This window comes from Anaerostipes caccae L1-92 (assembly GCF_014467075.1).
GTDB lineage: Bacteria > Bacillota > Clostridia > Lachnospirales > Lachnospiraceae > Anaerostipes > Anaerostipes caccae.
Genome location: NZ_AP023027.1, coordinates 2,999,317 through 3,023,970 on the forward strand (window position 1 = coordinate 2,999,317; position 24,654 = coordinate 3,023,970).

At 40.9% G+C, this 24,654-nt stretch carries 28 protein-coding genes; 1 reads left to right on the forward strand and 27 read right to left on the reverse strand.

The window, feature by feature from the left end; genetic code table 11:
* Window positions 1-67: 67 nt before the first annotated feature.
* The 27 genes from ANCC_RS14510 to ANCC_RS14640 all read right to left on the reverse strand — a co-directional run bounded on the left by ANCC_RS14510 (window position 68) and on the right by ANCC_RS14640 (window position 23,208).
* A complete protein-coding gene (locus ANCC_RS14510) occupies window positions 68-1,258 on the reverse strand; it encodes a phage major capsid protein (RefSeq protein ID WP_006566244.1) in 1,191 nt (396 codons plus the stop codon).
* A gap of 7 nt (window positions 1,259-1,265) precedes the next feature.
* Window positions 1,266-1,997: a head maturation protease, ClpP-related gene (locus ANCC_RS14515; RefSeq protein WP_083774634.1), complete on the reverse strand. Its 732-nt coding sequence runs from the start codon at window positions 1,995-1,997 to the stop codon at window positions 1,266-1,268.
* Window positions 1,894-3,240 carry a phage portal protein gene (locus tag ANCC_RS14520; RefSeq protein ID WP_006566246.1) on the reverse strand — a complete coding sequence of 449 codons (1,347 nt, stop codon included), beginning with the start codon at window positions 3,238-3,240 and terminating at the stop codon, window positions 1,894-1,896. The genes ANCC_RS14515 and ANCC_RS14520 overlap by 104 nt, the downstream gene beginning before the upstream one ends.
* An 18-nt stretch (window positions 3,241-3,258) precedes the next feature.
* Window positions 3,259-4,824: a terminase large subunit gene (locus ANCC_RS14525; protein ID WP_006566247.1), complete on the reverse strand. Its 1,566-nt coding sequence runs from the start codon at window positions 4,822-4,824 to the stop codon at window positions 3,259-3,261.
* 152 nt (window positions 4,825-4,976) lie between these two features.
* On the reverse strand, window positions 4,977-5,219 hold the full coding sequence (locus tag ANCC_RS14530; protein WP_006566248.1) for a DUF7678 domain-containing protein: 243 nt from the start codon (window positions 5,217-5,219) through the stop codon (window positions 4,977-4,979).
* A 121-nt stretch (window positions 5,220-5,340) separates the two neighbouring features.
* Window positions 5,341-5,517, reverse strand: coding sequence for a DUF5049 domain-containing protein (locus ANCC_RS14535; RefSeq protein ID WP_006566249.1), 177 nt, complete (start codon window positions 5,515-5,517; stop codon window positions 5,341-5,343).
* A 4-nt stretch (window positions 5,518-5,521) separates the two neighbouring features.
* The gene (locus tag ANCC_RS14540; RefSeq protein WP_006566250.1) at window positions 5,522-5,746 is read right to left on the reverse strand and encodes a DUF4314 domain-containing protein; all 225 of its coding nucleotides are present in this window, start codon (window positions 5,744-5,746) and stop codon (window positions 5,522-5,524) included.
* The gene (locus ANCC_RS14545; protein WP_006566251.1) at window positions 5,730-6,428 is read right to left on the reverse strand and encodes a hypothetical protein; all 699 of its coding nucleotides are present in this window, start codon (window positions 6,426-6,428) and stop codon (window positions 5,730-5,732) included. Before ANCC_RS14545 ends, ANCC_RS14540 begins: the two co-directional genes overlap by 17 nt.
* A gap of 99 nt (window positions 6,429-6,527) precedes the next feature.
* On the reverse strand, window positions 6,528-8,375 hold the full coding sequence (locus ANCC_RS14550; RefSeq protein ID WP_006566252.1) for a DNA cytosine methyltransferase: 1,848 nt from the start codon (window positions 8,373-8,375) through the stop codon (window positions 6,528-6,530).
* The gene (locus ANCC_RS14555; protein WP_006566253.1) at window positions 8,365-9,633 is read right to left on the reverse strand and encodes a site-specific DNA-methyltransferase; all 1,269 of its coding nucleotides are present in this window, start codon (window positions 9,631-9,633) and stop codon (window positions 8,365-8,367) included. Before ANCC_RS14555 ends, ANCC_RS14550 begins: the two co-directional genes overlap by 11 nt.
* A 9-nt stretch (window positions 9,634-9,642) precedes the next feature.
* Complete coding sequence (locus ANCC_RS14560) at window positions 9,643-10,434, reverse strand: S-adenosylmethionine synthetase N-terminal domain-containing protein (protein ID WP_006566254.1); 792 nt, start codon at window positions 10,432-10,434, stop codon at window positions 9,643-9,645.
* A 2-nt stretch (window positions 10,435-10,436) separates the two neighbouring features.
* Window positions 10,437-10,988, reverse strand: a complete 552-nt coding sequence (locus ANCC_RS14565; RefSeq protein ID WP_006566255.1) for a P27 family phage terminase small subunit — start codon at window positions 10,986-10,988, stop codon at window positions 10,437-10,439.
* A 108-nt stretch (window positions 10,989-11,096) separates the two neighbouring features.
* Window positions 11,097-11,483, reverse strand: a complete 387-nt coding sequence (locus ANCC_RS14570; RefSeq protein ID WP_050754278.1) for an HNH endonuclease — start codon at window positions 11,481-11,483, stop codon at window positions 11,097-11,099.
* A gap of 112 nt (window positions 11,484-11,595) precedes the next feature.
* The gene (locus tag ANCC_RS14575; protein ID WP_006566257.1) at window positions 11,596-12,030 is read right to left on the reverse strand and encodes a hypothetical protein; all 435 of its coding nucleotides are present in this window, start codon (window positions 12,028-12,030) and stop codon (window positions 11,596-11,598) included.
* A gap of 56 nt (window positions 12,031-12,086) precedes the next feature.
* Window positions 12,087-13,445: a DEAD/DEAH box helicase gene (locus ANCC_RS14580; RefSeq protein ID WP_006566258.1), complete on the reverse strand. Its 1,359-nt coding sequence runs from the start codon at window positions 13,443-13,445 to the stop codon at window positions 12,087-12,089.
* Window positions 13,426-13,707 carry a VRR-NUC domain-containing protein gene (locus tag ANCC_RS14585; RefSeq protein WP_006566259.1) on the reverse strand — a complete coding sequence of 94 codons (282 nt, stop codon included), beginning with the start codon at window positions 13,705-13,707 and terminating at the stop codon, window positions 13,426-13,428. Before ANCC_RS14585 ends, ANCC_RS14580 begins: the two co-directional genes overlap by 20 nt.
* 136 nt (window positions 13,708-13,843) lie before the next feature.
* Complete coding sequence (locus ANCC_RS14590) at window positions 13,844-16,087, reverse strand: phage/plasmid primase, P4 family (protein ID WP_006566260.1); 2,244 nt, start codon at window positions 16,085-16,087, stop codon at window positions 13,844-13,846.
* Complete coding sequence (locus ANCC_RS14595) at window positions 16,084-16,539, reverse strand: DUF7768 domain-containing protein (protein ID WP_006566261.1); 456 nt, start codon at window positions 16,537-16,539, stop codon at window positions 16,084-16,086. The genes ANCC_RS14590 and ANCC_RS14595 overlap by 4 nt, the downstream gene beginning before the upstream one ends.
* 3 nt (window positions 16,540-16,542) lie before the next feature.
* Window positions 16,543-17,340, reverse strand: coding sequence for a phage antirepressor (locus ANCC_RS14600; protein ID WP_006566262.1), 798 nt, complete (start codon window positions 17,338-17,340; stop codon window positions 16,543-16,545).
* A gap of 91 nt (window positions 17,341-17,431) precedes the next feature.
* Window positions 17,432-19,423: a DNA polymerase gene (locus ANCC_RS14605; protein ID WP_006566263.1), complete on the reverse strand. Its 1,992-nt coding sequence runs from the start codon at window positions 19,421-19,423 to the stop codon at window positions 17,432-17,434.
* Window positions 19,424-19,482: 59 nt separating this feature from the next.
* Window positions 19,483-19,665, reverse strand: coding sequence for a hypothetical protein (locus ANCC_RS14610; protein WP_006566264.1), 183 nt, complete (start codon window positions 19,663-19,665; stop codon window positions 19,483-19,485).
* A gap of 21 nt (window positions 19,666-19,686) precedes the next feature.
* Window positions 19,687-20,250, reverse strand: coding sequence for a DUF2815 family protein (locus ANCC_RS14615; protein WP_006566265.1), 564 nt, complete (start codon window positions 20,248-20,250; stop codon window positions 19,687-19,689).
* 14 nt (window positions 20,251-20,264) lie between these two features.
* Window positions 20,265-21,386, reverse strand: a complete 1,122-nt coding sequence (locus ANCC_RS14620) for a DUF2800 domain-containing protein (protein WP_006566266.1) — start codon at window positions 21,384-21,386, stop codon at window positions 20,265-20,267.
* Window positions 21,386-21,706 carry a hypothetical protein gene (locus ANCC_RS14625; RefSeq protein ID WP_009269304.1) on the reverse strand — a complete coding sequence of 107 codons (321 nt, stop codon included), beginning with the start codon at window positions 21,704-21,706 and terminating at the stop codon, window positions 21,386-21,388. The genes ANCC_RS14620 and ANCC_RS14625 overlap by 1 nt, the downstream gene beginning before the upstream one ends.
* Window positions 21,681-21,908 (reverse strand): hypothetical protein, encoded by a 228-nt coding sequence (locus tag ANCC_RS14630; protein WP_006566268.1) that lies wholly within the window; start codon window positions 21,906-21,908, stop codon window positions 21,681-21,683. The genes ANCC_RS14625 and ANCC_RS14630 overlap by 26 nt, the downstream gene beginning before the upstream one ends.
* An 89-nt stretch (window positions 21,909-21,997) precedes the next feature.
* Window positions 21,998-22,612, reverse strand: coding sequence for a sigma-70 family RNA polymerase sigma factor (locus tag ANCC_RS14635; RefSeq protein ID WP_009269305.1), 615 nt, complete (start codon window positions 22,610-22,612; stop codon window positions 21,998-22,000).
* Window positions 22,613-23,013: 401 nt separating this feature from the next.
* Window positions 23,014-23,208, reverse strand: coding sequence for a hypothetical protein (locus ANCC_RS14640; protein ID WP_006566270.1), 195 nt, complete (start codon window positions 23,206-23,208; stop codon window positions 23,014-23,016).
* A 228-nt stretch (window positions 23,209-23,436) separates the two neighbouring features.
* Here ANCC_RS14640 and ANCC_RS14645 point away from each other — a divergent pair, with 228 nt between their 5' ends.
* Window positions 23,437-24,642 carry a CGNR zinc finger domain-containing protein gene (locus ANCC_RS14645; protein WP_006566271.1) on the forward strand — a complete coding sequence of 402 codons (1,206 nt, stop codon included), beginning with the start codon at window positions 23,437-23,439 and terminating at the stop codon, window positions 24,640-24,642.
* The last annotated feature ends 12 nt before the right edge of the window (window positions 24,643-24,654 follow it).

Sequence of the window (24,654 nt, forward strand, 5' to 3'; positions counted from 1 at the left end):
ATCACCACCTCTAATTACATCCAAGGCAGTACCGTTCTATAAACAGCACTGCCTTGATTTATTTACGTTACGCTCCTGCCTTAGAAGCAGCCTTTCCGGTTACTTTAAGAATCTGAACAGCCTCCGGAAGGATAAGCTTACCATCGACTCTTTCCTTTGCTACAAAACCAATCATGCCATTTCCGGCAAAAAGTTCTGTAAGCTGTTTGAAAGAACGAGTACCTCTGTCACCGATGTTGTAATATTGATAATCACCAAAAGCGATACCATCGACAGGGCAGAACGGAGATGTATAAACGGCATAGCCAAGAAGTCTGTCCGGCTCTCCCTGTGTAAGTGCAGGTTGCCACATAAATGCACCATTGTTGTCCTTAAGAGTACGAATGGATGCAACTGTCTGATCGTTCATTATGAAAGATGCATTTTTTCTATATGGGCGTTTCAACGAATACACGAGACTGATGATATCTTCCGCCTTGAGTGTTGTCGTACTTCCTGCTACAGTACCACCGCCCTTATCAGCGAAAAGTCCAAGCGGTTGACCGACACCACTACCATTAAGGAATGCATCTTCTTCGGCATTTGCAAGTGCCTTACCGAACTGAGTGATAATGTAATTTTCAAGACCGAATGCATTATCATATAACAACTCTTCTGTTACTTTGATGGCAACATGGAGTTTGTGAGCATCGAGCAAAATCTGATCAAATGTTGCCTCGCCAAACTGCAATGCGCCGCCTTCTTCGATCCATGCAGCTGCAGGCTTTGTAGCTGCAATGTTGATCTTGTGTTCACCGGAAGTTGTAATCTTATGACCAAGTTTTCTCATAATGTTTTCTTCATCAAGTACATCAATCAATCTATTGTCATATTCTTCCGGTACTAAATATCCGCCGTCAGCATCTACGCCTTCCTGCAAAATATTTGTAATCTGCTTGAAGTTGGAACGAAGTGCCTTAAGCATTCCTTCCTTATACTCATCAGATGCACGTCCTGTTCTTACATCTTTTGGTTTATCAGTTGCCGGCTTTGTAACGATTGGAGTATTGATAGGCTTACGCATCTCGTTTTCGAGCGCATCCATCTGCTCCATTCTTTCGATTTCAAGGCTGTAATCCTTGACCTTCTTTTCCATTTCGGCATAGGTCTTTGCATCTTCTTCAGAAAGCAATCCGTCTTTATCACGCTTGCTTTCTACAAATGCTTTAGCACCTTCCCATGCCTTGTTTCTTGCTTCTCTTAATTCCTGAATAGTCATAGTATAATTACCTCCAATTTTTCATTAAATTTAGGCGATCCATAAGTGAATCGGCTTTTGTTTTTGTTTCTTCTGCTTTTGGTTCAATCCTGCATTTCTTTGCAATCTTGCTCATAAGTGAGTTCGTAACTGCAACCTGCGAATAAACCATGTTGACCTGTGGAATTTCGATTTCATCTGTCACACTTCTCTGTAAGATTTCATCTGCAAATCCCATCTCAACGGCACTGTTGGCATCCATCCAGGTTTCTGCATCCATAAGGTGAGAAATCTTGGCTCTGCTCATGCCGGTCTTAATTTCATAGGCATTGACAATTGACTCTTTTACTTCATCCAGCATTTCAATTGCCTTTTGCATTACCGCTGTATTTCCATAAATTCCTGCTGATGGATTATGGATCATCAGCATTGAAACAGGGGATACACAAACCTTTGTACCTGCCATAGCAATAACAGAGGCTGCACTTGCTGCAATGCCGTCAATCTTAACTATGACATTTCCTTTGTATTCCATCAGCATGTTGTAAATTTGTGCTGCCGCAATACAGTCACCGCCCGGAGAGTTGATCCAAACCGTGATATCACCACTTCCTGCATTCAGTTCATCTCTGAATAGCTGAGGTGTCACATCATCATCAAACCAGCTTTCCTCTGCGATTGTCCCGTTGAGAAACAACGTCCTCTCCGTTGTCTGTTCCTTCTGATTCGTCTGGTTCTTCCACTTCCAGAACTTCTTCATCTGATTGCTCCTTTCCGCCTTTTGCAAAGATTCCCGCATCGGCAAGTTTTGTCATGTTTCCATTGATGAGGTATAAATTTCCACCCTCCTCGACCGGAATCAAGTCGAGGTTTTCAAGTTCACGGATATCATTTGCTGACATCCAGCCATTCTGTCTTGCAGTGGCATATCCGCTCATACGGCTCTGATAATCACCACGAAGAAGTCCGTCCACATTGAACTTGACAAAGTATGTGGATTTTTCATTTGGTGAGAGAAGTGCTCGGTTGATGCTCTGCTCCCATCTCATCAGCCACGGCTCAAGCGTGTATTTCACAAACTCCAGTGACTGCTGCTCAATATTAGAAAAGCTCGACTTTTCAAGGTCACCTACCATATGGGGAGGAATCCTAAAAATTCGAGCTATCTCATCAATCTGAAATTTTCTTGTTTCTAAAAACTGTGCTTCATTTGGAGAAATGGAAATCGGAGTATATTTCATTCCTTCCTCCAAGATGGCAACCTTGTGAGAATTTCTTCCGCTGAACCCCTTATTCCAACTTTCCCTTACTCTGTCCGGGTCTTTTACTGTTCCAGGATACTCTAAGATTCCTCCGGGTGTTGCACCATTAGCAAAGAACTTAGCACCATATTCTTCTGTGGCAATGGAAAGTCCAATCGCATTCTTAGCCATTGCAATTGGTGAATATCCAACAAGACCATCAAATCCAAGACCGGGAATATGAAGTACATCTTCCTTTTTAAGATTAACCGTTCCTTCTTTCATAGTCGGCGCATCTGAATCGGATACTAGGTACTGATAATAAATCTGACCTTTATCATCTCGATCCACCGTCATTCTATTTGGCATGAGCGGATATAAACCGATAACTTCACCTTTGCCGTTACGAATAATTTGTGAGTAGGCATTTCCATAAAGGAGAAGATGTGTCATCATCGTTTCTCTGAATACAAATGATGTCATCTCCGGATTTGGCTCATCATGAAGTAAAAAATACAACGGATGTTTGATTGCCTTTTCCTTACTACCTGTTTCTGTGTAGTGATAAAGGTGTAACGGAAGTCCTGCGATTGCCTCGGATAAAATTCTCACGCAGGCATATACTGCTGTCATCTGCATTGCAGATTGTTCGGTCACACGATTGCCGGAGGTTGTTCCACCGAATAAGAATCGATAATTGCTGCCATTTGTACTGTCCTTCGGCTTATCCCTTGAATGAAATAATCCGCTTAAAATACCCATATCTGCTCACGCTCCTTCTTAAATAAAAAGAATGCCTCGGTTATCGTATACAGATTCCGTATTGACATTCCCATTTCTGATTGCTCTATCCAGTGCCATAATCGTTGCAATAGCACCGTCTATCTTTTCTGTTGATTTTTCTTTATCTGCCTTGATGTTTCCGGCAGGGTCTGTCCGTATAAAGATGTTATCCATATTCCATCTAAGTACAGGATGTCCGCCATGTGCGATTTTTTCTTCAAGCACTAACTTCATCAGTTCTTTGGTCGGCGGACTCATATCTTTAAATCCCTGTCCGAACGGAACAACTGTAAATCCCATGCCTTCAAGGTTCTGTACCATTTGAACAGCACCCCAACGGTCAAAAGCAATCTCTCGGATATTAAATCGTTCACCTAACGATTCAATGAACTGCTCAATATACCCATAATGAACTACATTTCCCTCTGTAGTTTGCAGATAGCCTTTTCTCTCCCACAAATCATACGGCACATGATCTCGTCTGACTCTTAGGTCAAGCGTATCTTCCGGCACCCAAAAGTAAGGCAAAATGATGTACTTATCTTCTTCATTCGTAGGCGGGAATACCAATACAAATGCCGTGATATCGGTTGTAGATGATAGGTCAAGACCACCATAGCAGACACGACCTTCCAGTTCATCTTCATCAACCTTAAAATCACAAGCATCCCACTTTTCCATTGGCATCCATCGTACCGATTGTTTCACCCACTGATTCAATCTCAGCTGTCTAAAAGAGTTCTCCTCTCCCGGATTCTGCCTTGCTGAATCACATGCCGCCTGAACCTTATCAATTCCTACTGTAATGCCAAGTGATGGATTGGCTTTTTCCCAAACTTTTGGATCCGTCCAATCTTCCGATTCATCTGCTCCATATATGACAGAATAAAAGGTAGGGTCAATCTTTCGCCCTGCCTGTATATCCAGTGCCTTTTGATGAATTTCGTAACAGATAGAATTTGTATCATTTCCAGCTGTAGTAATCAGAAAATACAGTGGCTGCATTCTGGCATCACCACTACCTTGTGTCATAACATCATACAGTTTTCTGTTTGGCTGCGTATGAAGTTCATCAAAGATAACACCGTGTGTGTTAAATCCATGCTTATTGGCCACATCGGCAGAAAGCACTTGATAAGAACTATTGGTTGGCTTAAAAATAATCTTTTTCTGTGATTCAAGGATTTTCACCCTCTTCATCAGTGCAGGGGAGAATTTAACCATATCAACCGCCACATCAAATACAATCTTTGCTTGGTTTCTGTCTGCTGCACATCCGTAAACCTCTGCTCTTTCTTCTCCGTCACCACAGAGAAGAAGCAGTGCTACGGCAGCTGCAAGCTCACTCTTACCTTGTTTCTTAGGTATTTCAATATAGGCTGTATTAAACTGACGATATCCGTTTGGCTTAAGTACCCCAAACAAATCTCTTATAATCTGCTCTTGCCAATCAATCAGTTCAAACTTCTTTCCCGCCCATGTTCCTTTGGTATGACAAAGCTGTTCAATAAAGCTGACAGCATAATCTGCCATTGTTTCATCATAGTGGGAGATCTTTGCCATGAACTCTGTCGGTTTGTAATTCTTTAGTTTTCGCAATCACACCACCTCCGTAAATAAAAATAGCCACCATCATTGGTGACAACAATAAATATTCCTATACGAGATACAGAAGCCTTTCAGCTTCCGTTCCCGATAACATTTCGTTATTCACTTTAATTAAAATCGTTCAGCAAAATGCAAAGGGCAAGTTCTGCTTCTTCGCAGGTCGGCTTGATATCCCATCCTCTGTCGTAGTTGGCAATCCACACGCCATCCATCTTAAGGCTGAGTTTTGAAATCTTGCCACCGTTGATGCCGTAGTCTTCGCTAGGCTCTTCAAAATGTTTCACCCAGTATTTGACGCTCTTGTATCCGCCGTCCTTCTTAGGAATTCCGATTGTTCCTTCTTTCCACATATTCGTGTACCTCCTTGCTTTCTTTCCTTTTGGTAGTACTATATATCACTCTAAAAGCACATAATAGCAAGTCAATTACTGGCATATATGTAACAATTATTTCAGAAAAAATCTGTGTATTTTAGTCATCACCGTAAAGGATAAAATGGACATAATCCGCACGATTATCTTCCAGAAATACCACAAGTTCATAGAAACCATATTCATTCGCAAGTCTCTGCACCATAGGAACATCAAACATATTGGTAAGGCCGGTGGATCTGATATATAAAATCTGTTCTTTTATCTTCTTATCCATAGGCTTATTCCTCAATCCTTCTGCATCTGTCTTCTCCATAAACCACATTCAAGCCGGAACCGTTATCCCAAGCGACCATAATGCTTGCTGTATCATCAACACCAATAACTGTTCCTTTTGTTCCAATCGGTGGTGCCTGCACATCATCCATATGGGTAAGTTCTACTCGGCAACCGACCGGATATTCTTGAAGTACCTTTGCCACAATCTCTTTACTCGGAAATCTCATCGCCTGCTGCCTCCTTCTTTGCACCATTTTTAAATGCGGATGAGCCTTCAAGGTTCTGCAACAGAATCTTTCTATCCAACTTGTACTCCGCTCCAATAAATCCAAGTCTTAAAAGGAAACATCTGAATGCGTATTTTTCATTATCGGCTTTCTTTTCCGTGGCATTGATTCTCTTCTGTTCCTTGCTCATTTTACAAAGTGCAGAAATGAAATCGGTGTAGGCTTTTGCAGTATCGCAGTCTGGCAGAGTTTCAAACCAAGGAAATGAAATTGTTTCTTCTGTAATTTCGATAGGAGTATCTTTGATGCCAAGTGCCTTTTTAATGAGATCACCTTTTGCATCCAGAAGGTTTGTAAGGTTACCGACTCCAACATGCTCAATTGGAATCGCCACCGTAAGCCCCACATCTTCGCCCTGTGGCGTTTCTTCCTGCTCTTCAGATACTTCATTATCCTCTGCGGCAAAGCCTCTGTCGGCAAGTTTCTGCAAAAGATCTTTGATATCCTTTGGAAAAACGTTCTCGTCAAACTCTAATGCTCCGGTCTTATCAACGATAAGACCTCCAAAGTCATATGCCGCAGTTGGCATTCCCATGTACTTTGCCTTTGTTCCAAGAATTTCAGAAATGGTTGTAACTAGCACTTTCCTTTCTGCACCTGTTCTGTTAAATTCTACTCTCATGCTGAGTACCTCCTTTATTTTTCGGTACTGTATTAATCACTCTAAACCACATATATATCAAGCGATATCTGTGAATATCGAAGTAGAATATTGACCGATTTATTCTGCTTCCTTTTGTGCATAATAGGCTATGCCGGAAAGCACAAATACAACATTAGGAAGTGCCACACCATTGCCCCACATCTTATATTCCGCTGAATCCGAATGTGAATTCTTAAGCCATTTTCTGATTTGATTATCAGACTTAGGCTTTGTCTTCTTTCCGAGTGCGTCAGCGTGTGTCTGAAAGATTTCTCTCCACATAGAAATATCCTCATCTGTAGGATTTTCTATTTCAAGACCGTCACACCACCAATCCGGAAACCCTTGCAGTCTTGCACATTCCGTAGGCGTGAGTCTTCTTACGATGTACCTTGGCTCGTTTACAATCGGAGGATCTTTGTAATCCGTTGCCACCAGTGTTCCGGCTAGGTTCTCCTCTGCAATCGTATGGAAAGATGCTTTGCTTGTGCAGTACACCGGATGCGCCACTCCACTTGCACCTGCAGCAACAATAGTCGGCTCAACTTCCTCTTCAATCTGAAAACTGAACTTTGCATTGTAGCCTTGGTTCATAGCAGGTCTGCCGATACCATAGGCAGGTTCTCCGACAAAGTTTTCTTCCGGAGTTCCTAACATCTGAGAAGATGGTCCTTTAGGTCCGTCATTAGCAGATAAGGTTGCATGAACATCTGCAAATGCCACTGCGTGCTGTTCTGTCGCATTCAGCGTGTACATGACATCCGATTCCTTGTACCCGTCACCCTTATGAGAAGGACGAGTACCGTTTCCTTCAATTACAGCAATACCGCCCTGATTGCAGACAGGATTTCCGCCATTGCCATCAATCGTTCTGCTTGTATCTGCTTCATAAAATCCGCTGTTCGGATTATCTGATTTCATGGAATTGCTGTCCTTGGAACAGATGCCATAAGCAACTACTGCCACTCCGCCTTGATTGGAGTCCGGAAAATTACCGCCGGTATCAATGGTTCTTGATGTATCTGTTTCATATACATTATTTCTTGCATTTCTTGTACCTTCGGAGGTTAGTCTTACATCAAAACTTTTCACATCTTCCACAATAAACGGCTGATTATTGCCACCAGTTCCATAGGTTGATAAAACTGTCTGTGATACATCAAGTGGCCCTGTGTATCTGCTGTCTTGTCCGTGGTTTTCAAACATTAAGCCGATGCCTGCATCTCCAGTGCTTTCTGAAGAAGTGGCGGCAGAACTTTGCCACGAACGGATGCTCTTCGGAGAATACCCAGACAAGCCTTCTGACTCAAATAATATTTTTCCGGCACACCAATCTGCAAAATCTGCGACAAGGTAGATACGTTTTCTTCTCTGGGGTACTCCCCAAAACTGAGCATCAAACTGTCTCCAGGCAACGGAGTAACCATCTCCCATGATCTTTCCTGCGCTGTTCCACTTTGTAGGTTTAGGCACTGACACTGATTCGTCTTTGATTTTGCAGACCTCTTCGAGAACCGCACGGAAGTCTTCGCCTTTGTTGGAGCTAAATGCTCCGGGGACATTTTCCCAGACGATAAATCTTGGTTTTTGTCCATTTGTCTTACACCTCATTTCTTTTATGATTCTGACTGCCTCATAAAACAGGGAAGAACGGGAACCGGATAAGCCGTCACGCTTGCCCGCAATACTCATATCCTGGCATGGACTGCCAAAGGTAATGATATCGACAGGTTTCAAATCTGCTCCGTTCATCTTAGAGATATCTCCATAGTGTTTTACCTGCGGCAGTCTTTTCGTTGTTACACGAATAGGAAAAGGCTCAATCTCCGATGCCCACAAAGGGGTAATACCGGAAATCAAGCCTCCTAAAGGAAATCCACCTGAACCATCAAACAGACTCCCAAGTGTTAAATTGTTATTCTCCATCCGCTCCCTCCACCTCTTTTACAAGGTCGGAGTAAGCAAGTTTCTCTCCGTTTCTAATAACGAATACATTCTCTGCATCACCCGTATCTTCCACATATCTTCGTAAGATAACCGATGCGTACTTTTCATCAAGTTCCATCGTATAACAGATACGGTTTGTTTTTTCACAGGTCATAAGGGTTGAGCCACTACCACCAAAAGTATCGATAATAATAGCATTCTCTCGACTTGAATTGCCCACAGGATAAGCAAGTAAATCTAATGGCTTAGAAGTCGGATGATTTTTGTTTTTCTTTGGCTTATCGAAGTTCCAAATCGTAGTCTGACTTCTGCCTGCCGCCTTGCTCCAGTAATGTTTACCGGGTAAGAATCCATATAGCACAGGTTCGTGCTGCCACTGATAATCACTTCTTCCAAGAACAAGCGAGTTCTTTACCCAAATACAACATCCACTTAAATGAAATCCAGCGTCAATGAAGGCTCTTCTGAAATTCAAACCTTCTGTATCTGCATGAAATACATAAGCAGAGCCACCGCTTTCAAGATGGTTTGCCATATTCTTAAATGCAGACAGCAAAAACTCATAGAACTTATCATTTGCCATTTTATCGTTCTTGATGGAAAGTCCATCTGAACTTTCAAAGGCAACATTGTATGGAGGATCTGTAATCACAAGATTGGCTTTCTTACCGTCCATAAGTGCATCCACATCTTCAATTGATGTAGCATCTCCGCACATAAGTCTATGCCTGCCAACCGTCCAGATATCTCCCTTTTCTACAAAAGCAGCTTTTTCAAGTGCGACAGACAAATCATACTCATCATCTTTTACATCGGATGTATCATCATTTCCAAATAAATCAGCAAGGTCATTTTCATCAAATCCTGTGAGTCCAATATCAAAATCAGCATCTTGCAAAGCCTCGATTTCAACTCTTAATAGTTCTTCATCCCAGCCTGCATCCATTGCCATTCGGTTATCTGCAAGAATGTAGGCTTTCTTTTGTGCCTCGGTAAGGTAATCTACAAATACACATGGTACTTCTTTGATTCCTTCTTCTTTGGCAGCCATGATTCTTCCATGTCCGGCAATCACGTTATAGTCTCTGTCGATAATGACCGGATTGATAAAACCAAACTCACGTAAAGAGGAGCGAAGCTTCATAATCTGTTCTGCAGAGTGAGTTCTTGCATTATTTACATAAGGAATAAGTTTTGTTACAGCTACAAGCTGCATTTCTGTTGTTGTCTTGCTCATAGCTGCCTCCTAAAACAATCCCCACTCAGCGAACTTTTCAAATCCACCGATGGAATGAATATATTCTCTTGCGATTTCCACGATTTCAGAATAAGGTCTGCCGTCAATAAACTCATCACCAATCGCACAGGCAAGCTGCACAGGTTTACCTGTAATCTGTGCTTTTAAGAAAGCATAGATATTAACGGACACATCAGCCTTGGATAGGTCTTTCCCATGAAGGCCACCGCCTGTAATTGAATCAGCCATATCAGAACCAAGTTTTCTGTTTGTTGCTCCGGTATCTACATTTGTGCCGCCAGTCCAATCGCCAAGTGGATTTACTTCAGCGTTTGGATATGTGCATTTCAAATCTGTAGTTTTTGCATTGCTCTGGCAGATGATAAGACGGTCACCATCAAGAATGTACTTTCCATCAAACGGATAAGAAGTGTAGATTTCTCTTGCAATCTTAGACAATTCTTTCTGTTCATCCGTTAGCGGCATTCCCTTAAAGATGCCATTATCACCACAGCGTATTTTGTCCTCTTGATTTTTTGAAAGATGCTCGTCCTGCGGATAAATTCGTATATCACAGCGAATCTCATTCTTACCGCCTGCGATACGTTCAAATATCATTGCAATATCTTCTTTTTCAAAATCTACATTTGTTTCAATAATGATGTGTCCGTACCCATGTCCGATAAGTACTTCCACAGCAATCTTTGGATTATCATGTAATTTATATGCCATGTCAACAATCGCACCGGCTACTCTGTCACAAATTTTATCTGGGTGCATTGGATTTACTTTTTCTATCATCTTTACCTTCCTTCCCTTGCCCTGAGCAAACGTTCCATCAAATCGTCTTGTGGAGCTGCATCGTCATAATCGGTACTGCAGTTCTCTTTGACAATCTGAAATATTTCATTCCACAGCCTTACGGCTTGGTTCATATAGTTGATGCCGATATTGATAAACGGAGATGGGATTGGTTTCTGTGTGGTCGGATGCTTGGAAAGAAATCCCAGCTTATTTGTCATCTCTTCACACTGAATCCAACGAGCAGAACACATTGCATATCGCTCAATCAGCTGTGTCGATACCTTGCTTGCACATCCTATTTTCTTAAGCCACTGCCATGTTTCTTCATAAATCTCGGATGCCTGCAGCTGCGAACCGTCACGCTGTTCGGCCGATAAGAAATCATGTGGCTTTGGCATCTCCACACCTTCTACTTCCGGGATATCCAGAACTTCTAATTTTCTTCCGCCCGGATTTCCGTTATTTGCTTTTTCTTTGACAGCCGATTTCTTACGTCCGGCACCAGGTCTGGCACCGCCACGGCCACCTATGTTATTTGATTTTGTAGGCACGTCTCATGTCCCTCCTTTATTACCCTTTTGATTTCGCCTTTTTTACACGCAAGACCCCACGCCGTTCCCCGGTGGTCCCGGTGTCAGAGATTTTGACCGCCCCTGGGGTCAGTCATCATATCCGTAAACTCGATGTTTTTTGCCACCTTGATAATCACCACGCTCGGCATGAATCTTTGCATGACATGATTTGCAAAGAGAGATCAGATTATCTTTGTTATGATTGCCACCCTCTGACAGCGGCAGCTTGTGATGAACTTCATCCACCGGAACAATGATTCCTTTTTCAAAACAAATCTCACAGAAAGGATGTTCCTTAACATAACTGTCACGGATTCGTTTCCATGCTCTTCCGTACCTACGGCGTACAGCTTTATCTCTGCCATACTTCTCGTAGGATTGGTTCATTAGTTTCTCATGCTCCTTGCAATATCTACCCTCTGTTAAATTAGGACAGCCAGGATAACTGCAGGGACTCTTTGGTCTTCTTGGCACACCTGCACCTCCTTCCAGACATAACAAAAGCCTCTGCGGGATTGCTCCTACAAAGGCTCTGTCGTTTTTATATAATTTTCTACAATACCATTTTACTGCATTTTCACTGGAACTAACAGTGGCCTGAGGGTGAACTAGGGTGGCTTTTTTCAAAATGCACCAATGCTCTGGCATGTACACGTTTAATCCATCTGACTGAATACTGCATTTCTCTTGCGATGTCATCAATCTTCATAAGTTTGGAATACCTATATCGAAGTACGAGTTCTTCCATCGGATCTTCCATGCCATCAATTGCTACATCTACCATATGCTTTAAATCTTCTAACTTTAAATAATCTTTTATCAGTTCTTCTTCCAAAACATTAATCTTTTCAAGATATCTCACAAATGGTGCTTTTGTATTTCTGGTAGCTGAATAATGTGGTTCCAAACTTGGGGAAGACGGACTGCTTGCCAGTTCTCGATAGCACTGTATCCTTTTTTCTTTTATTCTAATTACCCTTTGCAATTCAAACGGCTGGTTTAAAAATTCTCTTGCTGTCATAAGCCTAACCTCCGAAGATTTAAATTTCCCTCGGATTGACTCTGATTGTCTTTGATTTACAATTCTGCTTTTACTGCATCGATCAGTGCCGATTGTGTGCTGTCTTTATCAGCCAGTGCTTTCATGATTTTCTCATCAACCGTACCTTGAGTTAGGATATGAATTATGGTTACTGTTCTGCTCTCTTGACCTTGCCGATAAAGTCTTGCTACGGTCTGCTGATAAAGTTCTAGGCTCCAGGTGATTCCAAACCATACAAGTGTAGAACCGCCACTTTGAAGATTAAGTCCATGTCCCGCTGATGCCGGATGAATCAGTGCCACAGGAAGTTCTCCCTTATTCCATCTTTTCATACTGGCATCTGTATCAAGTTTTTGAAACGGAATCTTCTTTTCATTCAAACGTTGCTCGATTCTCATAAGGTCATGCTTAAACCAATATGCAACCAGCAGAGGTTTTCCATTGGCAGATTCAATAATGTCCTCCAAAGCGTCCAGCTTTCTTTCATGGACGGACAGAATGCTCTCATCATCTGCATAGACTGCACCGTTTGCCATCTGTGAAAGCTTATTTGAAAGAGATGCTGCATTTGCTGCTGTAATCTCACCTTCCGGAAGTGCAAGAACAAGTTCTGCTTTCATATCTTCATACTTTTTCTTTTCCTTATCTGACAGATGCACCATATATTTTGTATTTATGAGTTCCGGCATTTTCAAATGATCTGCTGCCTTCATGGAAATCGTGATGTCAGATATCTTTTGATAAATCGCATCTTCTGCTCCGGGAAGAGGCTTATAGCTGTAAACAATAGGACCGTTCACCTTATCCGGTTTAAAATATGAGTTGCGATATTGACCGATGAATCGTCCAAGCCTTGCTCCCATATCTAAGATTTTGAATTCTGCAAACAAATCCATAAGACCGTTGCTGCTTGGTGTTCCTGTAAGTCCCACGATTCTTTTGACCTTGGGTCTTACTTTCATCAGTGCCTTAAATCGCTTTGCTTGATGATTCTTAAAGGAACTCAGTTCATCAATTACCACCATGTCATACTCAAAGGGTTGTCCACTCTTTTCTATCAGCCACTGCAGATTTTCACGGTTGATCATTGTGATATCCGATTTTTGCGTTAGTGCTGCAATTCTTTCTTTTTCTGTTCCAACTGCAATCGCAAAGGTAAGATTATGAAGATGATCCCATTTTTCAATTTCATCCGACCATGTATTTCTTGCCACACGAAGCGGTGCTACTACTAAGATGCGATGCACATCAAAATAATCAAACAGCAGATTGTTAAGTGCAGTCAGCGTGATGCTTGTTTTTCCTAAACCCATATCAAGAAAGACTGCAGCTGCCGGATGTGATTCAATATATTCTGTCGCATACCTTTGATAATCATGTGGATTGTATTTCACGAATCACACCTCCAATCTGTTCCGTTCCATCAATGACATATACTCTAAACCCTAGTCCCATCAAAATTTTATGCCTTGCGGCCTGCAAAGGTCTCGGTTTCTGCCCCGGTGCCTTAAGTTCTGCAAAAGCAATCTTGCCTTTCGGAAGCAGAATGATTCTGTCCGGCATACCTGCATATCCAGGAGATACAAACTTAGGACAAATACCGCCATTCTTTTTAACTTCTGCCACAAGTCTTTTTTCTATTTCTTTTTCTCGCATAAGTACCTCCAATTTCTTTTATGGTGGAGGTCGATGAAGTCATTTCTAAAACTTTATATAGAGAGATTTTTGCCAAAAATTCTGCCCTAAAGGGGTTTTATACATAGACCTCCTACGACCTCCACCCTTAAAAACATTAATCTTCTAAAAAGTCTGATTTTAAGCGTATTCCAAGCACATAGTTGCAGCCTTTTGTTTTCTTTCGGTTAAAGCCTGCATTCTCAAGTGCCGTATAGAAATCAGTGGTACTTCTCGTATATTCACCCGTCCTTGCACAGTAAGAACGATACTCCTGGTAGAACTCGCCCGACTTCTGCGTATAAGTGGCATCCACCTCACAGCATTCCTCAACAAACGTAGAAAACCAGTCATTATTCTCACGATATTTATTGATGGCATCTTCCACCACCTTCGGAGTCTTCAGCTTATACTTATTTTTGATGGCTTTCGCAGCACCATCAATAATCCATGTAAGTACGGCACCTCCTGCATTTTCATAAAGGTAATCAGCATAATTTTTTCTGTCACTGCTGCCAGTGATTTTAGCATTGAACGGTATCACAATAAGCCTTCGCCATATGCCATCATCATTGGCTCCCACCCTTGGGAGATGATTGGTATATAACACGAGGGTGTGTGTCGGCACATATTTGAATGGATCCTTATATTTCTTTTCAGCTGTCACTTCATCTGTGGAGCATAGCTGTTTTACAATAGAAGTATTCAGACGCATTCCTTCTTCCAGTTCGGCAGCAATGACTAATCTCTTACCTTTCAGTTCTGCCATCTCCGGCTTTACATTACGCTTACATCCCACGGTCAAAGCATCTGCGGAAATAGTTCCGCTGTATGTTCCTAGTACTCTGGCAATGGTATTCCAGAAAGTGCTCTTACCGTTGCTTCCTTCGCCATAGGCAATTACCAATGCCTCCACATACACTTTTCCAATAGCTGAAAGTCCCACAATCTGCTGCACATAATCGATCAGTTCCTTATCACAGCAGAAAAAGCTGTCCAGGGCATCCTTCCATAAATCCATGCCCTCTGTACTTGGAGAAACTGCAGTCATCTTCGTGATCAGATCTGCTGCCGCATGCTCCTTACTGCTTCCGTCCTGCAAATCGTAAGTAGCATCGGGAGCATTTAAGAGGAACTCCTGGCTGTCAAAATCTGCGATTTTCTTAAGGAGCATTGGCTTTGCTGCCTGAAGTGCAGAAGTTACAAACTTCATATCCCTTCGTTTCATAACAAAGGCATAATATTTTGATGCAATCACAAATTCCTTGAATGCTTTTTCACTTCCTTCATCAATAGCTTTTTCCAGTGCCTTGCCGCCTGCCATAACAGTATCTTTATCGATGCCCGCATCAAGGAGCATTTTCTTTGCTTTCTCCACTGCGGCTATTGCTTCCTTTAGCTGTTCATCCAGGAACTCCTCACAGGCACCCACAGCCATCTGCTTTGACTCTGCCCAATGCGTACCGTCATATCGCATATAATCTGTGGAATCGGTAAATACAAGTTCACCCGCATATTCACGAGACAACACTTTTGCCTGTCCAATATCTGAGTAATCATCCGGCTTTAGACTAAATCCCTTATTAAACTCTTCCGGTGACACATAGCCAACCTGTGACTGCACCTTCTTTCCGAACTTAACAGCACTGCTCCAAATCAGAGCAAGTTCACTGTCTTCAAGCGGTGGATTGCAAAGCTGCGCCTTTTCCAGATAAATATCATGTGCCTTTTCTGTATTGCCATATCTCTTAATCAATCTTCCGGCAATATGGCTCATGGTACTGTTTCTGGAACCTTCGGTAATGCCCTGCGTAGCTTTGTCATATTCGGCAAAGTCCAGTTCATCCAAAAATTCCTCTATGGTCCTGCTTCCTTCATGCCAAACAATATCGTCCGGAGCATGACCAAAGATAAACCTTGCTGCATCGAGTGCATTGTCATCAAAAAATGGAGCATACTCTTGAAGTTTTGTTTTAATGCCTACTACTTCATCGGCAGATGTAATTTTGCCATGAGGAAAGTAAATATGATGTCTTGGTCTTGCAGACCTATTGCCTTTTACCTTTCCATCATTTCTGCTTGGAACTAAGATGAACGATACATCCGGGAAGAGTTCTTCATATTTTTCTGCAGTAATCCAGTCCTTTGGATTATCACTATGGTCATTATCACAATCCATCACTTCAACATCTGAATAAATAAAATCATCCACAGAACGATGAAACCTTTTAAATTCGGCGCACACATGATCTCTGGCAATAACCGCTATCATGTCATCTGCATTTGAAATTTCTGCTTTATTCGGATATAGTGCATTTGCCGCATTTCCTACGCAGTTTGCACTAAAAATAGTCAACTTCATCTTGTTACCTCCTTCATCGTTTCTGTAAAATATCTGATTTTCATTCTGCGTTTTTCTGCTAATGCTATCTCACGAGCCATTCCTTCCGATATATCTTCTCCAAACACCCACACTTCACTGCATTTGCCTAGAAGGACATAATTAATTGTGTGAGTGACTAGGTATCTCTCTTCCGGATTACTATCATCCATAAACTGTGGATACAGAAGATGCGGAGTCATAGGAATTGCTTTATTTTCAATGGCAAAGCGTGAATACTTTCTTGCTTTTTCGACATTCTTCGTAATGTCTCCACGATACGGACTGCAGATATATACAAGTGGTCTATACCCGTCATACAAGCAGAAGTTGGCAGCCTTTTGGACCGCCTTTTCTTTCTTTTTGATATTTGAAATTGCCCCGAAGGATGTCATATCTATGTATCCCTCTAAATTTTTCTTATCGATATTCATCCGTTAATCCTCCTGTTCCATGATTGGTAATATTCCATCTTTCTTTAAAAGGTCATAAATGAATAAGCGACCCTTTTGTGTCCAATAAGTATGAGGCTTGGAATGAGCTGAACCGTCAGAACCACTGTAAGTATGTGTCTTAGTTGATGTAAGTCCCATTTCCGCATATTCCTTATACAAGAGCCAAATTTTCTTACCTTGCTTAAACTGAATGCCTTTTTCGTGCAAATACTGGTTCATGTGATTTGCTGTCCAACCATAATCTTTTGCAATAACCGAGATTGCTACTAAATCCTTACAATTAAGAACCACATCGTAATAACTGGCTTTCGGCTTCATTTCTATAATCTGCTGATTCTGAATCGCAACAATCTGCTGCAATGCTGATTTTTCCTCTCGTTCTTTCTTAAGTTCCATAAGAGCATTAATAAGAACATCCGGATTTGCAAGCACCTCATCAACTGCAAATACTCCGTGTTTTCGGATTGCCGGAAGAACTTCTGATGTCACCCAGTGTTTGAACTTCTTAGCATTAGGCATTTTGCTTGAAAGAATCAAACTGTAAAGACCGCTTTCGTTTATAACCGTTAATCCTCTATTGGGAATTTCTAAGGTCGTGTTTTCCGACCTTTGGATTACAGTTCTGTCTTCCTCATCTACATGGGTTGAAATTGCGTCCTTGGTATTGCTATAGCCGAGAATCTCTGCAATATCACGTCCTACAAAATATGGCTCCCCATTGATTGTTGTTGTGCGGATTGAGCCAAACTCCGCATTCTTAAAAATTTGTAATTCGTTCATATGAATTACCTCCTGTTAGATATTCGAGGTGTATCCCTCTAAGTAACAGGCAAAGAAAAAGGGCGAGATTTTAACTTCGCCCAGAAAAAAATTAATCTTTTTTATAAAATTCTGTTTCGTACCCATCAGCACGAAGTAAAATGCCCTCAATCCAAGGTGGTGTTCTACCCATCTGTTCACAGATAACATCTAATGACACGCTTTTACTGCACTCAATAATCAATTCATCATGGACATGACCGCAGATAAAGCAATGTGATAATGTTCTGATAGCATACATCAAAATATCACGGCTGATTGCTTGTACGATATTTTCAACAAACTTAGGTCCGTAGCTTTCAATTCGCTCCCATTTCTTTGTACCTCCGACTCCTTCATAAGTAACAGATTCAGAACCGAATTGATTAATTCCCATTTTAGGTTTTACATATGAAAGGCATCTGCCGCTGGGAAGTCCAATGAATAGCATTCCACTTTTGTATGAAAATGTGATAGAACCAATGCTTGATGGTTCTCTTTGCTTTACTGCTTTTTTAACGGCTCTGTCAACATCCCACCACAACTTTACGATATTGGGGTTTGCCTCACGCCACATATCTACAAGCGGTTTTAATTCATCCTCTTCAAGTCCCATATCCAGAGCCCCCATTGACTTTAAGGCTCCAACAGATCCGCCATAACCAAGTGCAAGTTCTGCAATTTTTCCTTTTTGCCTTAAGTGACCGTTCACACCATGCTTTTCAACCGGTACCTTAAACATCTGGCTTGCCGATGCACAGTAAATATCACCGCCACTAGCAAAGACATCTGTTCTCCATTTTTCTCCTGCAAGGTGTGAAAGAACTCTTGCTTCAATTGCAGAAAAGTCCGATACAATAAATTCCATCCCTTTTCGCGGCACAAAAGCAGTACGAATAAGCTGTGATAATGTATCCGGAACATCGTCATAAAGCATATTCATTGCCTCGTAATTTCCCTGTTTAACAAGAGAACGAGCCTCTTCTAAATCAGACATATGGTTTTGAGGCAGATTTTGTAACTGAATGAGCCTTCCGGCCCATCTTCCACTTCTATTTGCACCATAAAACATAAACATTCCTCTTGCTCTCCCGTCAGAACACACTGCATTTGCCATAGCTTGATATTTCTTGACGGATGATTTTGCAAGCTGCTGACGAAGTGTTAATACAGTCTTTAATGGTTCCGGTGCAGTATTTAATACTGCTGCCACTTCCTTTTTGCCAAGGCTGTCCATTTCCAAGCCGTTACAGCTGAGCCACTGTTTCATCTGCTGTACCGAGTTTGGATTTTCAAGACCGGTCATTTCCTGCATTTTATCCGCCAGAACGGCCTTTGATTTTTCGTCAAAAGCGATTGCGTTCGTTACTACATCCATATCAAGTGTAATGCCTCGGTCATTGATTTCTTGGTCAAGGTGATATTCTTCCCAAACAAAATTTGGAACAGGGAAGTGACGTAGTTTGTCTTGGATGGACATCTCCACCTCTACGTCTCGCTTGTTATATTTCTTAAACATCTCCCACTTAATCATATCGTGCTGCGGTAGATTTCTGGTTCTTCCGCCATTGACCTTAGTAGGTTTACATGGAACACAGAAGTATCTGATGAGTTCTTTGCCCTCTGTCAGTTTTTGTTCCTCAAGTCCTAAAACAGCACCCGCTCCTGCAAGTAACAAAGGAAGTCCCATATATGCAGACCACACCATAGAACATTTCCATGATGATGGATCAAGATAATTACCAACCGAATCTTCTGGGATGCTGTAGCTTACAAACTTTTTAGGATAAAAGCGTCTGAGGTATTCTGACAAACACACCCTCTCGAAATTAGCATTAAATGCCCATTTTGTTATATTCTCATCGGTCAATGCCATTATGATTTCCATAGGTATTTTTTCACCTTGTTTCAAATCTACAACACTAACCTCACCACCGTCCACGGAATATCCGAATAATAATATTTCAAAGCTGTCAGACTGAACATATTTATATACGCCACACTTCTGTAAATCCACATCCGAATAAGTTTCTATATCAATTGATATTGTCTTAATTTGACTCATAATATTCCTCCATAGCAGACAAAGGCGGCAAAGGAATTCTCTGCCGCCACGTCAATGTGTTACTTCAAGTTCTTCATTCGTTCCTCGTGGTATTCACGGTTTCTTGCATCTCTTTCCAGTTCACGCTTTTCACGTCTTTTGTCATAGATGAAACCTTGAATGGTTGAAATAAGCATCGAAATACCAAAACAACCCCAAATCACCACCAACAATGTCATAAAAATCCATTCACTTGTTGTCATAACTTGTCACCGTTCCTTTCCTTAAGCCAAGAAATCATCATCGTCTTCAGTTGCAAAATCGTCCTCTGCTCTAGACTTGCCGCCAAGAGGTTCTCCGTCCTTAATCTTCTGAAGATTGTTAAGCCCGCAGGCGATACCCTTATTGCCATTGGAATTGAATGCGTAAAGATTGATAGATGCTCTGCCGTATACACCGCTGTAAACCTCACTACGATCAATGATGGTATTTCTGTCTGCATCTACAATGCCCGGTGCTGTTGCAGAATTTGCATTGATAAAGTAGCTATTTGCATATGTCTCATCATCCGGACGCTCCAAATCTCCGTCACGAAGAGGAGTCTTAAGTACTGAAAGTGCCGGTACTGTCTTGCCGTTTCCTTTTAATTTCGATTGACCTTCCTCATATGCAGCCTGAATTGCTTTCTTGATTTTCTCCACGGTTACCTTATCTGACTTCGGAATGATAAGGCTGACACTGTACTTCGGTGTACTGCCATTAATTGATTTAGGTTCCCACACATTTGCATAACTCCATCTTGTGTTAGGTCCTGTTATTACTTTCATTGGATTATTAAACTTTGCCATAATATAAATTCCTCCTAATTTTCACTAAAATCGTCTTTTGCTGTATTCATTTCTGGACGCTTGTCACTCTCCGGAACGAGTGTTGGTTTGCCCTGTGGCTTATAAACCAAATTGCCTAAAAGTTCATTGAACTTTGTCTTGCCGAGAAGAGAAGTCATTGCTGTAATCCCTAACAGCCTTTGTTCATATGGATTGTGTCCTGCCTTTGTTACAGTTTCTGCCACTTTCTCTTCATCGGTGTATTTGCGGTTGGAACGTCCCTCGACTATTTTGAAGCCATCGTAGTGTGTTCCGTTCATTGCCTGTGCAAGAGCATATTCTTTAATATCTGTTACCCATGCAACAAGCTCATCTGCCTTTTCCAAAATGACTGAGATTTCTGTGTCATCTAAAGTGGATGGCATCTCAAAGTCATATTTTGCAAGTTCCATGTTGTACTCAGCACGCTTTCTGCAGGTTGCTTTGGCCTTACAGAACTGACAGTGATTTCCTGCTTTAAATTCACCTTCGCCCTTAAATGCAAGTTGTGCGGTCGGAGCAAGAATGGTATCTGCCCAGGAATATAAATCTTCTTTCTTCATAACGAAGGTACTCACATTTTCCCTGCGCGGCTGAAAGATTGTCATGGATACTTCCGTGATGTCATAAATTCCATCAAAGAGATTCAAAGTACCAAGTGCATAGCACATCATCTGTGGGTTGTTTTGTGCTGAAACTTCCACACCCTTTCCGTGCTTATAATCAATCACATACAGAGTACCGTCACCGATAATGACACAGTCACCGGTTCCGAACCCCTCTGGAACATACTTGGAAAAATCAAGTTTCTGTTCTATCAGCACCACCGGATCTTTGCAGATTTTCTTTGCATCTTCTACTACAGAGGAACAATACTGTGCATATTCTTCAGCACACTGTTCCATCTCTTCATCGTAGTAAGTAAGGTTGTTTGTCGGATTTCTGCTTTTCATACCGATTGCTTTTTTCAGCTTATGTTCGCAAAGCGTATGGGCATCGGTACCCTGCAGTGCATACTCGCTTGCCGGATCTTCCTTATCTGCACAAAGCCTTGCTGAAGGCGGACAGTTTAACCACCTGTGGCTTGCTGATGCAGAAAGTATTGCGTGTGCCGCCATCAGATCATCTCCACCTTTTTAAGTAATTCTTCGTACTGTGAAGGGTCAATCGCAGATAGCTTATCTGCACCAAAGCTAGAAATAACCGCTTTTACTTCCTCCGTATGTCCATCTCTTGACCTACGAGCGAGTACTGCTCTAACTTCTTCTAATGTCAGTGGTCTTTTCTCTGCTGATTCCGGCTTAGGTTCATCTTTTATTGGCTTTTCTATATCTGCTGCCGAGAACATCTCAGTCAGTGTTTCTGAAATACCAATAAGAATTTCACCACATTTTTTAAGTTCTGTTACCTGTTCAGCTAACTCTTTCATTTTTCCCATTAGACTTACCTCCTTCCTTGATTTCTCTTACATCCACGGATTCAACCGTCTGTCCGGGAGCAAGCAAATATACCTGTGTGAAGTCACCGAATAAGAATCTTGCAATTCTTGACGGCAATCGCATATCCGCTGCTCTGAGGACGTTGGCTTTCTTACCGTTGGAGTCTGAAACATTGATTGTGATTTTGTGTTTCAATGCCATATCTGCACCATCCTTTCTGTAAGGCGTTCTCCCTTACAAGTAACAGGCAAAGGAAAATAACGCTTTTTTAACTTTTACCGAAAAATTTTTTAAAAGTTTTTTCGGATGAACTCAATGGCTCTGTCATATGTCTGTTTAATATTGGCCGGAGATGTCCCTTTTTCCTTAGCAACATCAGTAAATGACATTTCTTCAAACCACACCTTTTGAACAACATCTCTTTGTTTCGGTGTCAGCTGACTGATAAGTTCTCGAACACGCAATGTTTCTGGACTTTCTTCCTTTTCTTCTATAGTTGTCGCTACCTCTAATAAGATTTTGCTTTTACTCATATCTGTATCCGATTCATCATCACCAAACCGATAATCAAGTGAAAGATTGTAATTGCTCGGAAATGCCTCTTTGACTGCTGCCTTAACTTCATCATCGCATGGTGCATATCCACGATAGGCTGTTTCTTTTTTTATGTACTCTTCTGTCCAAGCCTTAATAGTTGCTTTTTCTTCTGCAGTTCTTTCCGGTCTAAGATTTTTGAGATTGTAGTAAACCTCGCTGTCATCTAAGGAATGAAGCATTTTAATATCTGCCTCTGTTATTCCGTTTTCACCGGGACGAAGTGTCACCTTTTCTTCGTTTCCATCTACGTTTGTAAATGTGTAAGTGTAAGTTCCTCTTTTTGTGGTATTTGTCTTAAAAATTTTCATAAATTGCCTCCTAACTCGGAAGGCAATCATGACAAGATATAAAAATAGGTCTGTTGTAGAGATACACACAGACCCGTTAAGCCTAAAAAGAGCGCAACAAAGTAAGGGTATCTCTGCACGGCTCGTCCACTGTCTTTATCACAGTGAATCGAAACCTATGAGATATCCTGTCTGATTGCGCACTCCGACACGATTTTCTATTTCTTATTTGTGGGGTTCTCCCCTAAAGGGAAGACTTTAATTTGTAGTCTTATACAAAGAAGCCTTTAATTTCGAACCGTATGGTTCAAGATTGGTTGTCCAAATCATATTCCTCTACTTAGTAGCCACGAAAAAACGTAAAAAGGACGTCCTCGTTATATATAACGATTGTGATAATTAAAAAAGATTGGGCAGTATTCCTATCGAAGATCGGCTTCGATTGCGTAAAGCTCCGAAAATACATCTGGCAGGTAGGTTGGGTTTAAGTCATAAACGCTATTAGCCCCATATTTCTCAAACACAGACTCAGCTACTCGACTATCAAGTTCAGAGCTAATAACAGAAACTGACTGCATGATGCTTGCAATGTAATCGGAATCACGGATATTTGCCATTGAAATCACCTCGTTTTTGTTTTGCTTATGCCCTTATTTTAGTCATTTCATATAAGTAAGTAAATTTCTAACATTATCACTTACTTTTGAGGGTTTACACTTGTATTTCTGCAAATAAGATATATAATAGTAAGTAGTAAAAACTATATTTCAATTATTTTTCACTTACTATTACACATAAAAAAGCTCCCCCTTTATGCAGGAGAGCTTAATTAAGGAGCATATTATATGATAGATGCTGAAAATTTTTTTAATTTAGGAACAGATTATTTTTCATTTATTGGACAAAAATGTCATTTTGAGATCCAAAAAAATGACAATCCACATTTCGTTTCAAAAAATATTCTTACCGTCGTCTCTGATAGTGATGAACAACTATTTTTTTCCTTTAGCGGAAACGATGGGCTATGTTTAACTACTGAATTTGGATCAATCATTCATAAAAATATATTAGGAAAATTTCTATCATTACCCTCAAACAATGCAAAAGCCTTATTGGAGTTTTTTGAAAACTACGGCTACTTTTTCAAAATGCCACCTAATGAAACTAATATTGTAGATTTTAGCCATCTTATACAAGTAACCTACCACATCAAAGCTGCATTATTACTCATGAATGAATTACAAAATGTCACAATCAATTATGATGAGATCCTTCGTTTAACCCTATTTTTATTACTAGCACCACCAATAGAAATGAAAATTACTGAAAAACAAACATATACCGGATATCATGATTCTGTATTTAAAACTTTAGATTCTGTAATTACAATAAATGATAGTTCTGACTATATCACAATAGATAATGAAGATTATTATAGTATTCCGGACATCATATATGGGAAATCGTTTAACTTGCGTGTTGATGAATATGAAGACATTTCAACTGGAGAAAAATTTATGTATTCTTATCCAGGCATTGATGACTCAAGATACAGGAAGATTACAGTAGCCTATAAGAATTGCCATCATGTATCCAAAATTCAAAGGTTGCTAATTGATTTTCTTTTTCATTTTATGAATTCTAATGGGGTTATTAAGAATGTCTCATTTGATTTGGGCATAGAATTCTATGGAACATCAAATTTAGATCTTGATGATAAAATGAAAAAAGCACTGTTAATTATTGCTAAACATGTGCTGTCACAAGAAATCAATCACCATGTTTCTCGAATGAAACCAATATATAATCCAGTAACATTAGAACCTTCATGGAAGGCTCCTAATCTCTTGACTGCTTTATATTTTTCTCTCTTCTACATGAAACCAAAATCGGAAATATATAGAAAATGTGCAAACCCTTCTTGCACCAATTTCTTCCTTGTCAAAACATCAAATAGCAGAAAAAAGTATTGCTGTGATGCTTGTAGGAATGCAAGTAATCAGCGAGACTATCGCTCTAGACAAAAAAAAATAACCAAGGCAGGCGGATAATTCCACTTGTCT